This window comes from Ciceribacter lividus, assembly GCF_003337715.1.
GTDB lineage: Bacteria > Pseudomonadota > Alphaproteobacteria > Rhizobiales > Rhizobiaceae > Allorhizobium > Allorhizobium lividum.
Map to the genome: position 1 here is coordinate 196002 of NZ_QPIX01000002.1, position 13338 is coordinate 209339.

Annotated in this window: 9 protein-coding genes; 2 read left to right on the forward strand and 7 right to left on the reverse strand. The window is 64.1% G+C overall.

Going from position 1 to position 13338, the window contains the following annotated elements; translation table 11 throughout:
• Positions 1-24: 24 nt before the first annotated feature.
• From rnd to DFR48_RS04885, 4 genes are all read right to left on the reverse strand, one after another.
• Complete coding sequence (gene rnd / locus DFR48_RS04870) at positions 25-1170, reverse strand: ribonuclease D (protein ID WP_114362036.1); 1146 nt, start codon at positions 1168-1170, stop codon at positions 25-27.
• Positions 1171-1305: 135 nt separating this feature from the next.
• A complete protein-coding gene (locus DFR48_RS04875; protein WP_114362037.1) occupies positions 1306-2190 on the reverse strand; it encodes an MBL fold metallo-hydrolase in 885 nt (294 codons plus the stop codon).
• A 35-nt stretch (positions 2191-2225) separates the two neighbouring features.
• Positions 2226-3638 (reverse strand): multicopper oxidase family protein, encoded by a 1413-nt coding sequence (locus DFR48_RS04880; protein WP_114362039.1) that lies wholly within the window; start codon positions 3636-3638, stop codon positions 2226-2228.
• 104 nt (positions 3639-3742) lie between these two features.
• Complete coding sequence (locus tag DFR48_RS04885) at positions 3743-4978, reverse strand: MFS transporter (RefSeq protein WP_114362041.1); 1236 nt, start codon at positions 4976-4978, stop codon at positions 3743-3745.
• A 221-nt stretch (positions 4979-5199) separates the two neighbouring features.
• On the opposite strand from DFR48_RS04885, the gene aspS reads away from it, so the two are divergent.
• Positions 5200-6990 carry an aspartate--tRNA ligase gene (gene aspS, locus DFR48_RS04890; protein ID WP_114362042.1) on the forward strand — a complete coding sequence of 597 codons (1791 nt, stop codon included), beginning with the start codon at positions 5200-5202 and terminating at the stop codon, positions 6988-6990.
• 70 nt (positions 6991-7060) lie between these two features.
• Here aspS and DFR48_RS04895 read toward each other — a convergent pair whose 3' ends face one another.
• From DFR48_RS04895 to DFR48_RS04905, 3 genes are all read right to left on the reverse strand, one after another.
• Positions 7061-8068 carry a lysophospholipid acyltransferase family protein gene (locus DFR48_RS04895; protein ID WP_114362044.1) on the reverse strand — a complete coding sequence of 336 codons (1008 nt, stop codon included), beginning with the start codon at positions 8066-8068 and terminating at the stop codon, positions 7061-7063.
• 12 nt (positions 8069-8080) lie between these two features.
• Entirely contained in the window at positions 8081-9490 is a 1410-nt protein-coding gene (locus tag DFR48_RS04900; RefSeq protein ID WP_114362045.1) for a cytochrome P450, read from the reverse strand.
• A 158-nt stretch (positions 9491-9648) separates the two neighbouring features.
• On the reverse strand, positions 9649-10842 hold the full coding sequence (locus DFR48_RS04905; RefSeq protein WP_114362047.1) for a YdgA family protein: 1194 nt from the start codon (positions 10840-10842) through the stop codon (positions 9649-9651).
• Positions 10843-11060: 218 nt separating this feature from the next.
• On the opposite strand from DFR48_RS04905, the gene parC reads away from it, so the two are divergent.
• On the forward strand, positions 11061-13337 hold the full coding sequence (parC, locus tag DFR48_RS04910) for a DNA topoisomerase IV subunit A (RefSeq protein WP_114362048.1): 2277 nt from the start codon (positions 11061-11063) through the stop codon (positions 13335-13337).
• Position 13338 lies beyond the last annotated feature (1 nt).

Below are 13338 nucleotides of genomic sequence, written 5' to 3' on the forward strand. Positions count from 1 at the left end.
GATGTCGTCAGCGCCAGCTCCGCCTCAGATTTCCTCGGCCTCGACCCGTTTGTCGACGAAGCGCAATGCGACCTTGCCGGCGATCAGCTTCAGCGCCACGTCGCCGAAGAGCTCGCGGCGCCAGCCGTGCATGGCGCCGACATCGGCCTTGTCGCCCTCGGCGGCAATCTTTTCCAGATCTTCGGTGTTGGCTATGACCTTGGTGGCGACGCCGTGCTTTTCCGAGGTGAGACGCAAGAGCACCTTGAGAAGCTCGACGGAGGCGGCCGCCCCGTCGGGCGCATGAGCGTGGCGATGCACATGCGGCATGTCGGCCTTCGGAAGGGCGAGCGCCTCCTTCACTGCCTCGACGATGGCCGCACCGGCGTTCGAGCGTTCCCAGCCCTTCGGGATGGTGCGTAGCCGGCCGAGCGCCTCGGCATCCTTCGGCTGCTGCTGGGCGATCTCGTAGATCGCGTCGTCCTTCAGCACGCGGGAGCGGGGGACGTTGCGGTTGCGGGCCTCGCGCTCGCGCCAGGCGGCGACATACTTGATGACGGCGAGCTCCTGCGGCTTCCGGAGGCGCATCTTCAGCCGCTGCCAGGCATCGTCCGGGTGCAGGTCGTAGGTCTCCCGCGATTCGAGGATGTTCATCTCCTCGGTGAGCCAGCCGGCACGTCCCTCGCGCTCGAGTTCGTCCTTGAGCTTCAGGTAGACGTCGCGCAGGTGGGTGACGTCGGCGAGCGCATATTCGAGCTGCTTGTCGGAAAGCGGCCGCCGGCTCCAGTCGGTGAAGCGCGAAGTCTTGTCGATGTGGACGTTCTTCACCTTCTGCACGAGCTGGTCGTAGGAGACCGAATCCCCGAAGCCGCAAACCATCGCCGCAACTTGCGTGTCGAAGATCGGATGCGGAATGAGATTGCCGAGGTGGAAGATGATCTCGATGTCCTGGCGGGCGGCATGGAACACTTTCACGACCGAAGTGTCCGCCATCAGCGCGAAGAAGGGGGCGAGATCTATGCCCTTGGCGAGCGGATCGACGATCACTTCGAGGTCCGGGCTCGCCATCTGGATCAGACAGAGTTCCGGCCAGAACGTGGATTCACGCAGGAATTCGGTGTCGATGGTGATGAAGTCGGACTTGGCGAGCTGTTTGCAGGCTTCCTCGAGGGCAGCGGTCGTTTCGATCATGTCGTCTCGGTCTTGATGGAATTTGTGATCCACCTTCCTTCCGCGTTCGCCCTGCGATGTCAATATGAACAGCCGGTTCCGGCCACCATGGCGTCATTTCCGGGCGAAGTGACGCGGCAAAACGACAGAAGAGGGTCAGCGCGCCACCTTGCGCAGGGCCGCGATGTTCTCGCGGTGCACCTCTTCGTATGGGGCAAAATAACCGATCCAGCCCCTTTCGATCTCCGGCGCGACGAAGGCGGAGAGCGGTTCGGTATCGATTGCCGGGTCGTCGAGTCGGGAAAGCAGGCGTTCGAGATAGGCCTTGGTCGCGGAAATCAGGCTCGCCTCGTAGCCGCCGGCGGCGATCACCGCCTCGGCGCCGTGGTTCGGCAGAATGCGGCGGAAGGGCAGGGCCGCCAGCCGGTCGAGTTCGGCAATGTGGGTGCGCGTGTGCTCGGGTTCCGAGACGTAGGTGATGGTGTCCTCCAGCGTATCGCCGGCAAGCAGCACACCGAGAGCGGGAATGAGGATCACGGTGCCGTCGGCGCTGTGGATGTCGAAGCGCATCAGCCGCAGTTCGAGCCCTGCAAGGTCGAGCGTGAGCTCTTCCTCGAAAAGGTGCGTCGGAAGGACGAGCGGCGCGATCGGCGGCGTTTCTGCCGCAAGCGCCTCGCGGTTTGCCACCATCGCCTCGTGGGTCAGCCGGTTGGCGATGATCTCGCAATCGGCAAAGACCGCATTGCCGGCGATGTGGTCGGTGTGCCAGTGGCTGAGCACGACGCGGATCGTCTCGACGCCGAGGCCTACGAGATGCGCGCGGATCGCGCGGGCATGGTCGAGCGAGACGTGGGTGTCGTAGACGACGGCCTCCCGTCCGGAGACGATCGCAAAGCTGGCGATACCGAGCGAATATGCTCCGTCATCGATCCAGTTGCGCTCCTCCGACCAGAGCCGCACGCCTTCGATCCGTCCGTCGTAATAGGCGAAGAGGCCGGGATAGGGTTCGTGGATGCGAAGGGTGTCGGTGAGCGACGGCATGGAACGGCTCCGGTCGGGAAGGGCAGGAAGCCCCGCTATACCACCCGCACGAAACTCGTCATACCCGTCTTCTGGTGCTCGATGATGTGGCAGTGAAGCACCCAGTCGCCCGGATTGTCGGCGACGACGGCGAGCTGCACCTTCTCGTCGGGAAGCACGAGATAGGTGTCGGAGACGAGCGGCAGGACCTTTCGCGTCGACGAGGAGATCACCTTGAAGTTCATCCCGTGCAGGTGGATCGGATGCGCGTGCGGCGTGACGTTTTCGAGATTGAAGACATAGGTCCTGCCGCGCTTCATTTCCGCAAGCGGCGCCATCGGATCGGCACTGTCGCCGGGATAGGGCACCTTGTTGATCGCCCAGAACGAATAGCCGAGGGAGCCGCAGATGGAATCCTTCGCCGCCTGTTCGGCGGTGGCGCTGAGGATCAGCGGCACCTCGGTCGCCGTGGAAAGATCGGGCTCGGCTTGCGGATTGGCGGCAAGCGGCGGCACGTCGCCGAGGCTCCTCTTGAGCGATGCGCCGACGGCCCTGAGCCGCGCGACTGTTTTCGGCGTCGATGGCCGGACGTCCTCGATTACGACCGTCGCGCCTTCGTCATCGGGCATGCGCAGGACGAGATCGAGGCGCTGGCCGGGCGAGACGACCGCCATGTCGAGCGGCATGATCGAAGGCACCGGCTGACCGTCGATGGCGACGATCACCGCCTCCGCACCGGCAAGCCTCAGGTTGAAGATGCGCGTGACGTCGGAGGCGAGGAGACGCAGCCGGATGAGCCCGCCGGCCGGTGCATCGTAACTCGGCTCCACCTGCCAGTTGGCGGTGCGGACCGTGCCGAAGGTGCCGGCCTTGGCGGCGTCGCGTGCCTTGAATTGCGCGATGAACTGCGAATTGCCGCCGAGCCGCCAGTCGCGCAGGTTGAGCGCGATCTCACCGTCGAATACGGGGTCGTTCGGGTCCTCGACGACGAACATGCCGGCGAGCCCTCGGCCGATCTGCGTCAGCGTATTGCAGTGGGGGTGGTACCAGAAGGTGCCGGCATCGGGCGGCGTGAAAGTGTAATCGAAGCCGTCGCCGGGATAGACGTAAGGCTGGGTGAGGAAAGGAACGCCGTCCATGGCGTTTGCGATCCGCAGTCCATGCCAGTGCACGGTCGTAGGCTCCTGGAGCAGGTTTTCGAACCGCACGGAGAACGGCTCGCCGCGCCGCGCCCTGAGAACCGGCGGCGCTACATCCGCCGGCGAAGCGGACGTTCGGTAGCTCATCACGCCCTTGCTCGGGGCCTTGCCGTCGATCATCGCCGTCAGCTCGTAGGCTTCGAGCAGCAGCGGGTCGGTCGTCGCACCGGCGAGTGCGCGGGTGATGCCGGGTGCAAGCGCGACACCCGAGGCGTAGGCGCCGCCGACAGCGGCGGCCTTGAGGAGATTGCGGCGGGTCAGCGGGAGCATTCGGGATACCAGACGGATGAAGATGTCTCCCTTTTAAAGTTGAGAGCGAAATTCATCAATACGGCTTCGGCCGCCAAACTGCCGCAGGCTCGGGGTGATCGGCGCTAGTCCTGTTTTTCGGAAGGTGGTGCCGCAAGCTTGCTGAAGAAGGTCGAGGTGCGCAGGAGGTTGCGGAAGCGCGGCCGCCGCGGGGTGGCCGGCACCCCTTCGCGGACGGTCATCCTGAGCAGCGTGTAGACCATGAAGACGCCGAGCACGACGGTCGTGTAGATGAAGAGCGCCTGCGGCCCGAAGTGATCGAGCATGAACGAGGCGAAAAGAGGCCCGACCACGGCGCCGGCCGACCAGAAGAACAGCGTGCCGGCCGAAACGAGCGCATGCTGACCGGGTGCCGCGTGGTCGTTGGCATGCGCCGAGCAGAGCGAATAGAGCGGCATCGCGAAGGCGCCGAAGATGAAGATGCCGACGTAATTCAGCAGTTCGTTCGAGCCTGCGACGAAGGTGATGAAGAGCCCGGACGCGAAGGCGCCGAAGGTGGCAACCAGGATGATTCGCCGGCGGTCGAGCTTGTCGGAATAATGCCCGAGCGGATACTGCAGCACGACGCCCGCGAAGATGCCGAGGCTCATGAAGGTGGCGATCGAGGTTACGGAAAAGCCGATGCCGTCGGCATAGACCGGGCCGAGCGAACGGAAGGTCGAATTGGTGAGCCCGACGACGACGCAGCCGACGGTCGCCAGCGGCGAGACCTTCCAGAGCAGTTTCAGATCGAAGCGCACCGCCTCCGGTGGTTCGGGGCTCGATCGGTCGGCAAACGAGATCGGCACGAGCGAAAGGGTGAGTGCCATCGAGACGATCGCGAAGAGTTCGAATCCGCTGATGCCGACGGCAGGGATCAGGTATTGCGCGAGCGTCACGGAGCCGAGGTCGACGAAACGGTAGACGGAGAGCGTGCGGGCGCGGGTGGCATTGGTGACGCGGGCGTTGAGCCAGCTTTCGACCACGGCGAAGAGGCCGGCGAAGCAGAGGCCCTGCAGAAGCCGCATCGCGAACCACGACGCCGGGTTGATCGCGAGCAGCATCGAAATCGAGGCGGCGGATGCGATCGCCGCGAGCGCCGAAAAGGTGCGGATATGGCCGATCGAACGGATGATGCGGGTGACGTAAATGCAGCCGATCGCGAAGCCGATATTGTAGCCGGTGCCGATCACCCCGATGGTGGAGGTGGAAAACCCCTCCTGGAGCGCCCTGAGCGAGATGAACGTGCCCTGCAGGCCGTTACCCCCGATGAGGATGCCGGCTGTAATCAGCAGGGGAATGAGGGGACGGATATCGTTCATGAGGGCCTGAGCGGATTGGCGTTGCCGTCTTTGAGTCGCTGCCGAGACAGGATGCCATATCTAGACCAGCCGCTTCTGCCGTTATAGCCGAAATAGCGACCATATCTGCTCCAGCCTTGACAAATCGGACGGCACGTGCGCTTTTCCGCCCGATTTTCTCTCGGCAGTTCGGGGCGCTTTTTCGCCTTTCTTGCCGGCGCCCAAGTCCAGGATTTAGCAAAATGCATCGTTACCGCAGCCACACCTGTGCCGCTCTCCGTAAGTCCGATGTCGGCAACACCGTCCGGCTTTCCGGCTGGGTTCATCGCGTTCGCGACCATGGCGGCGTGCTCTTCATCGACCTGCGCGACCACTACGGCATCACCCAGGTCGTCGCCGACCCGGACAGCCCGGCCTTCAAGCTCGCGGAAACCGTGCGCGGCGAATGGGTCATCCGCATCGACGGCCTCGTCAAGGCCCGTTCGGAAGACACGATCAACAAGAACATGCCGACCGGCGAGATCGAGCTTTACGCCCAGGAGATCGAAGTCCTGTCGGCGGCCAAGGAACTGCCGCTGCCGGTCTTCGGCGAGCCGGACTATCCGGAAGACGTTCGCCTGAAGTATCGCTTCCTCGACCTGCGCCGCGAGACGCTGCACCGGAACATCGTCAAGCGCACGCAGATCATCGCCGACATGCGCCGGCGCATGGGCGAGATCGGCTTTGCCGAATATTCGACGCCGATCCTGACCGCCTCCTCTCCGGAAGGCGCCCGCGACTTCCTCGTGCCCTCGCGTATCCACCAGGGCAAGTTCTTTGCGCTGCCGCAGGCCCCGCAGCAGTACAAGCAGCTGCTGATGGTTGCCGGCTTCGACCGCTATTTCCAGATCGCCCCGTGCTTCCGCGACGAGGACCCGCGCGCCGACCGCCTGCCGGGCGAATTCTACCAGCTCGACCTCGAAATGAGCTTCGTCACCCAGGAAGACGTCTGGACGACCATGGAGCCGGTCATGCGCGGCGTCTTCGAGCAGTTCGCCGAAGGCAAGCCGGTGACGCAGGAATTCCCGCGCATCCCCTATGACGAGGCGATCCGTAAATACGGTTCCGACAAGCCGGACCTCAGAAACCCGATCGTCATGGAGAGCGTGACCGAGCATTTCGCCGGCTCCGGCTTCAAGGTCTTCGCGAACATGATCGCCTCCAACCCGAAGGTCGAGGTATGGGCGATCCCGGTGAAGACCGGCGGCTCGCGCGCTTTCTGCGACCGCATGAACGGCTGGGCGCAGCAGCAGGGCCAGCCGGGTCTCGGCTATATCTTCTGGCGCCAGGAAGGCGCGGTCCTCGAAGGGGCCGGCCCGCTTGCCAAGAACATCGGCGAGGAGCGCACGGAAGCGATCCGCACCCAGCTCGGCCTCGATGAAGGCGACGCCTGCTTCTTCGTCGCCGGCGAACCGGCGAAGTTCTACAAGTTCGCCGGCGAAGCGCGCAACCGCGCCGCCGAGGAACTGAACCTCATCGACCGCGACCGCTTCGAACTCTGCTGGATCGTCGACTTCCCGTTCTTCGAATGGAACGAGGAAGAGAAGAAGATCGACTTCGCCCACAACCCGTTCTCGATGCCGCAGGGCGGCATGGAAGCGCTGGAAGGTCAGGATCCTCTGTCGATCAAGGCCTACCAGTACGACATGGTCTGCAACGGCTTCGAGATTGCCTCCGGGTCGATCCGTAACCAGTCGCCGGAGCTGATGGTCAAGGCCTTCGAGATGGTCGGTCTTTCGAAGGCCGACGTCGAGGAACGCTTCGGCGGCATGTACCGTGCCTTCCAGTACGGCGCCCCGCCGCACGGCGGCATGGCGGCCGGCATCGACCGCGTGGTGATGCTGCTCGTCGGCGCGAAGAACCTGCGCGAGGTCACCCTGTTCCCGATGAACCAGCAGGCGCAGGACCTGCTGATGAACGCGCCTTCGGAGGCGACCCCGACGCAGCTGCGCGAGCTGGCGCTGCGTGTCGTGCCGCAGCCGAAAAAGGACTGAACCGATTTTCCTGCCGAAATGAAGAAGGCCCCGGAAGCTGTTGCTTCCGGGGCCTTTTCTGTTCTGCGTATCAGCTCTTGGGCAAGGCGTTGTCGAGGAAGAACCACTGGCCCAGATGCTCACGGATCACCGGTTCGATCGCGTCGTTGAGGAGCTGGATGTCGTCGAGCAGGCGCTCGCCGGATTTCGTCTCCGGTGGCAGCACGATCGGCGGTAGCGCATGCGCCTCGAAGCGGAAGCCGTCGGTGCGCAGATTGTACCATGGGCAGATGGTGGCGCCGGTCATCCGGGCGAGCCGCACGGTCATCGCGAGATTGCCTTCCAGATGCGGCTTGCGGCCGAAGAGGGGGCCGCGCAGCTTGCCACCGACGCCTTCGTCGCAGAAGGCGGACACGATGCCGCCTTTCTTCAGAGCGCTGACGGCAGGGCGGATGCCCTGGAGCCCAGGGGGCAGGAAGTTCAATCCGTTCTTGCGCCGGACACGCTCCGAGATCCACGCCTTGGCGCGGCCAGGTGGTGGTGTGTAATTGATGTAGGGAACGAGACCCGCACGTTGCAGCACGATCGGCCCGATCTCCCAATTGCCGAGGTGCATGCCCACAAAGATGACCGGGCCGCGTTTGGCGGCGTCGAGCACCCACTCCATGTTGTGGACCTCGATGCGCTCTGGATGTTCCGCAAGACGGTTTACGACGGAAAACTCGGTCATGATTCGCCCCTGCGAGCGGCAGTTCTCGATGAACAGTGCCTCCTGCTCCGCAGGGCTGAGGTGCGGGCAGAGCGCCGCGATCGTCGCACGGGTTCTCTTCTCCGCCGCCTTGTGGAAGCGCGGGATGGCAAAGACGCCGAGCCGTGCACCGAAGGCCGAACATGCGTCCATCGGCAGCAGCTTCAGCCCGAAATGTCCGGCCAGGTGCAGGAGGTTCCAGACGTTGTCCGAAAACCAGTAGCGGACGAAGCGCTTGCGCCGGTCGCCGCCGGCGAGCCAGTCAGCGAATGCGGGCCGCTGTTCCTCGGCATAGACCCAGGCCTTGCGCTTGGCCGCCTTCACATCCGGCGTCTTGTCGTCCGTTGCCATTGTCGACCTCCTTCAGCGCCGATGCAGCGTCACCGGCAGCCCGCCCTTCGGGCGCAGGGTGAGGCGACAGAGCGGTTCCACCTTGTGGTCGGCATCGACACGCACGCGGAAGCGCTGGGCGAGGACCGCAAGGCAGAGGATCGCTTCGGTGAGGCCGAAATTCATGCCGGGGCAAACCCGTGGACCGCTCGCGAACGGAATATAGCTGTAGGGGACCGGCCGGCGGTCGCCGAGGAAGCGCTCGGGCCGGAAGAGATGCGGGTCCTCGAAGAGGCTCGGCGTGCGGTGCAGCAGCCAGGGCACGATGAGCACGAGCGACGCCGGTTCGACCGGCAGGTCGCCGATCGTGTCGGCCTGCTTCGTCTGACGGGCGAGAATCGGCACCGGCGGATAGAGCCGGAGCGTCTCCTCGATCACCGCGCGGCAATAGTCGAGCTTCGGCACATCGTCGATCGTCGGCGTGCGATCGCCGCAGACGCGGGCGATCTCCTCGTGCACGGCCTGTTCCGCCCAGCCGGCACGCGACAGCAGGTACCAGGCCCAGGTGAGCGTCGCGGCGGTGGTCTCATGGCCAGCCATGAAGATCGTTGCCGCCTCGTTGCGCAGCGCGACGAGGTCGAGCTTCAGCTCCGGGCTGCGCTCCTGGCGGCGGATCAGGAGTTCGACCATGGAGTTGTGGTCGCCGCGCCCGGCGAGATGGTCCTCGACCACCTTGTCGATGATCCGGTGGATGCGCTTGACCGACCGGCGGAGCGAGGGCGTGCGCAGCACCGGCAGGCCTTCGTCGAAGCCGATGAAATAGCCGAGATTGATGGAGTCGATCAGCGACTGATAGCTCGTGAAGGCGTCGGTGACGGCATCGGCGCTCTCCTTGCCGAGATTGTTGCCGAAGACGCTGCGCGAGATGATCTCGGCCGTCAGTCCGGCCATCTCGTGCAGGACATTGACGCTTGCCCCGTCCGGCATGCTGTTCCAGCGTTCGACGAGCTCGCCGGCGGTCTTCTCCATCACCGGCCCGAAGCTCGGCACACGGTTGGTGTGGACGATGTCGTTGACGAGCGCGCGCCGCTGCTTCCAGGTCTCGCCGTCGGAGATGAAGAGGCCGTCGCCGAGCAGGTATTCGAGCGCCCGGCGCATCTGTGGGCTCTTGCGCTCGTAGTTCTCGTGGCGCTTCACGACGACCTGGCGGATCAGGTCCGGCGCGTTGACGAGCACGATCTGCCGGCCGAGCACGCGGGTGGCGGTTACCCGTTCGGTGAAGTCGGCGGGGCGCCAGATCGACAGGAAATCGACCCGGGCCTGCAAGAGGAGCCGCAGCCAGTCGCCGCTCTTGCCGTCATAATAGGCGGCGTGCGCGGGTTCGAACGAGGTGTCGTTCAGTTTTTCGGTGATTTCGACCGGTCGGGGTCGCCAGGCAAACATTGCGCGATAGATCCATGGTTGTCGATGAGCAACCAAGGATTGACGGGGCGGGTCGGTCCCGTCAATCGCGCGGCGCTGAAACTACCACTATCCGCGACGAAAGGGCGCGGCAAGCCGCGCCCTTTCGAGAGCAACAAATGATTTGCCGAAAAGGCGCGTCAGTCGTTCGCCGTCACCTTGGCGCCGAGCACCTTCGGGAGCGTGTCCGGCGCACCCATGGCCGCACCCATGATCATCGGGAAGGGCACGGCCTTTTCCGGCGTGGCGGAAATCGTCAGGCTCTTCGGATCGTCGATATAGCTGTTGACGGCCTCGGAGACCTCATTGGCGAAGGCGCCGAGATTGGCCTGGGCGAGCATCATCGGCACCATGGCCTTCACCATCTGTGCCATTTCCTCACCCGAGGAACCTTGCTGCTTGCCGGCGTAGTCCAGGCCGCGGCTGGTGATGCCGTCGTCCTCGAAGCGGATTTCGGCGTTGTTGAAGGACATCTGCTGCATCAGCCCGAGCATGGCGAGGCCGGCAGCCTGCTGCGCCTGCTCGTTCTGCGGCTGGGACTGCATCGTGCGGGCGGTCTCCTGCAACTGCTTGACGAGGTCCATGGTATAGCCGGAGACGCTGAAGGCGAGGTTCAGCATGCCGATATTGGCGAAGTCGAAGGCGTATTCCTCGACCTTGATTGTGCCGGTGGCGAGCTCCCAGCTGCCTTTCACGGTGACTTCGCCGTCGATCGTCTTCAGATTGAGGGCTTCGATGGCTTCCTTGCTCTCGGCGTCCTTGACCAAGGCGAGATCGGCCTTGATGCCGGTGATGTCGGCCTCGAAGCTCATCGACTCCTCGTCCTCGGCGACATCGAGCGTGCCGCTCGCTTCCTCCATGGAGAAGACTTCCTTGCCGTCGAAGATAACCTTGATCGGTCCGCTATGGGCCTCTTCGTAGAGCATCATCGAGGAAAGATCGTTGCCTTCGGTGCTGGCGGGCACCCAGACGCCGGCGAGGTAGAGGTCGTCGACCGTCACGGACGACTTCTCTTCGGTGAAATTGACCGGAGGAAAGTCGATGCGCTCGATGGAATAGGCCCCACCGTCTTCCTCGGAGACATTCGTCAGCGTCAGGTCACCGAGATTGACGCTCGACTGCTTCTCGCCGAGCGTCGTAAACTTGGCGCCTTTCAGGACGACGTCGCTGCCATCCACCTCGACCGACTCGGCCGAAATCGTCGCGCTGCCGCTTGCATAGGCGGCATTGATCTTCTTAAGCAGATCCTGACCATCCAGCGCCCAGGCATGGCCGGAGAGAGATGTCAGGAAGGTTCCGGCGAGGAAAAGCTTGGTCGCCCGGGACTGTGTCATAATGAATCCTCTTGAAATCGGTGTAATCATTGAAGCTTTTTCGGCGTCGGAGCCTACTGTCTGTTTCGGGAGAAGTATAGCGGGAAAGTTGGGCCGTTTCGGCAAGGTTAATCGTCCTGCGGACATCGCTGCGGCGCGTTGTCCCGAAACGGCCGTAATCCACAATCGGATCGGCCGGATTCCTTGCCGTCCGGGGTCATCTCCGCTAGCAAGGGGGCATGGGAAAGAGCCTTTTGCCGCCCGGTGACGGCGGCGACAATATTCAACCGGTGGATTTGAGGGCAGCGCTCGAAGAGCGCTACCTTGCCTATGCGCTGTCGACGATCATGCACCGCGCGCTCCCCGACGTGCGCGACGGTCTGAAGCCGGTGCACCGGCGCATCATCCATGCGATGAGCGAGATGGGCATCCGGCCGAACTCGGCGTTCAAGAAGTGCGCCCGCATCGTCGGCGACGTCATCGGTAAGTTCCATCCACACGGCGACCAGTCGGTCTACGACGCGCTGGTGCGTCTCGCGCAGGATTTCTCGCAGCGTTATCCCGTCGTGGACGGGCAGGGCAATTTCGGCAACATCGACGGCGACAGCGCCGCCGCCTATCGTTACACCGAAGCGCGGATGACCGAGGTCGCGGCGCTTCTGCTCGAAGGTATCGACCAGGACGCCGTCGACTTCCGCCCGACCTACAACGAGGAAGACGAGGAGCCGGTCGTTCTGCCGGGCGCCTTCCCGAACCTTCTCGCCAACGGCTCCTCCGGGATCGCCGTCGGCATGGCGACCTCCATTCCCTCGCACAATGTCCATGAGATCTGCGACGCGGCGCTCTATCTCATCAAGAATCCCGGCGCCACCGTCGAGGAACTGATCGCCGATCCGGCGAACCCGCAGCGCGGCGGCATCGAAGGCCCGGATTTCCCGACCGGCGGCATCATCATCGAGAGCCGCGAAAGCATGGTCGAGACGTATCGCACCGGCCGCGGCGGTTTTCGCGTCAGGGCGAAGTGGGAGACCGAAGACCTCGGCCGCGGCGGCTACCAGATCGTCGTCACGCAGATTCCCTACCAGGTGCAGAAGTCGCGGCTCATCGAGAAGATCGCCGAGCTGCTGATCGCGCGCAGGCTGCCGCTGCTGGAGGATATCCGCGACGAGTCGGCCGAGGACGTGCGCATCGTGCTGGTGCCGAAAAGCCGCACCGTCGACGCCACGCTGCTGATGGAGTCGCTGTTCAAGCTGACGGAACTCGAAAGCCGCATTCCGCTGAACATGAACGTGCTCTCGATGGGCAAGGTGCCGAAGGTCATGGCCCTGAATGAGGTCCTGACCGAATGGCTCGACCACCGCAAGGACGTGCTGGTGCGCCGTTCGCGCTTCAGGCTCGCGGCGATCGACCGGCGTCTCGAAATCCTCGGCGGCCTGCTGATCGCCTATCTCAACCTCGACGAAGTGATCCGCATCATCCGCGAGGAGGACGAGCCGAAGCCGGTCCTGATCGCGAGATGGGACCTGACCGACGTCCAGGCCGAGGCGATCCTCAACATGCGGCTGCGCAATCTGCGCAAGCTCGAGGAATTCGAGATCCGCAAGGAGCACGAGGAACTCTCCGCCGAGAAGGCCGAGATCGAGTCGCTGCTCGCCTCGGACGACAAGCAGTGGCAGACGGTTGCCTGGGAGATCGGCGAGGTCAAGAAGAAGTATGCCAAGGCGACGGAACTCGGTCGCCGCCGCACCACCTTCTCGAATGCACCGGAGGCCGATATCGAGGCGATCCAGCAGGCGATGATCGAGAAGGAACCGATCACCGTCGTCGTCTCGGAAAAGGGATGGATCCGCGCCCTCAAGGGCCATATCTCGGATACGTCGAGCCTCACCTTCAAGGAGGGCGACGGCCTCAGGGTCGCGTTTCCGGCACAGACGACCGACAAGATCCTGCTCGTCACCACCGGCGGCAAGGTCTTCACGCTCGGCGGAGACAAGTTGCCCGGTGGCCGCGGCCACGGCGAGCCGATCCGCATCATGGTCGACATGGAGAACGATCAGGATGTGCTGACGGCCTTCGTGCACGACCCCTCGCGCAAGCTCCTGCTCGCCTCCACGGCAGGCAATGGTTTCGTGATCCCGGAAAGCGAGATGGTCGCCAATACCCGCAAGGGCAAGCAGATCATGAACGTCGGCATGCCGGACGAGACGAAGCTCGTCGTGCCCGTCACCGGCGACCATGTCGCCGTCGTCGGCGAGAACCGCAAGCTTCTGGTCTTCCCGCTCATGCAGGTGCCGGAGATGTCGCGCGGCAAGGGCGTGCGCCTGCAGCGCTACAAGGACGGCGGCATCTCGGACGTGAAGTGCTTCGCGATCGCCGACGGTCTGACCTGGGAGGACAGCGCCGGCCGCGTCTTCACCAAGAGCAAGGACGAACTGGTCGAGTGGATGGGCGACCGCGCCTCCGCCGGACGGCTGGTGCCAAAGGGCTTCCCGCGGAGCGGCAAGTTCTCCGGCTGAG